This is a genomic window from Gordonia sp. DT30, from assembly GCF_049844915.1.
In the GTDB taxonomy this organism is placed as follows: domain Bacteria; phylum Actinomycetota; class Actinomycetes; order Mycobacteriales; family Mycobacteriaceae; genus Gordonia.
In genome coordinates, this window is record NZ_JBNCLY010000069.1 from 1 (window position 1) to 632 (window position 632).

Here is a 632-nt window from a genome sequence, read left to right on the forward strand (position 1 = left end):
CCTGGCCGGCCGGGACCAGGCTGCTGTTGCGCAAAGAACGACCCCACCCTGGTGCGCAGCTCAATTTCACCGATTCCGACGGACACCGGATGACCGCATTCATCACCGACACCCGCGCATCGGTAGTGCCCGGTGGGATGGCCGGACTGGAGTTGCGGCACCGTCAACACGCGCGGGTCGAGGACCGGATCCGTCAGGCCAAGGCCACCGGGCTACGCAACCTGCCCTGCCACAGTTTCGACGCGAATGCTGCCTGGCTCGAAATCATCGGTGCGGCCACCGACCTGGTCGCCTGGACCAAACTCATCGGCTTCGCCGACGAGCCAGCCCTGGCGCGTTGTGAGATCGAAACCTTCCGCTACCGCGTCCTGCACGCGGCCGCCAGAATCACCCGCGGAGCCCGAAAGATCCGACTCCGCATCGATTCGAGTTGGCAATGGGCACAACAGATTGCCGACGCGTGGTACCAGATCCGATGTGCCTTCACCTGACCACGACTTCCTGCCCCTACGACCTGTGAAAGGCAAACCCCGGCCAGTGAATCCGGCACCCACCCGAGCGACATCGGGCAACACCCCACACCTACACACCGAAAACCGCCTCGGACCAACCCGATCCGAGGCGAAACCCGC

The 632-nt window shown here is 64.6% G+C and carries 1 protein-coding gene; it reads left to right on the plus strand.

Translation table 11 applies throughout. The features are described from left to right. A partial coding sequence (locus ACLQ3C_RS21470) for a transposase (protein ID WP_425707116.1) occupies positions 1 to 491 on the plus strand: 491 nt, incomplete at its 5' end. Positions 492 to 632 lie beyond the last annotated feature (141 nt).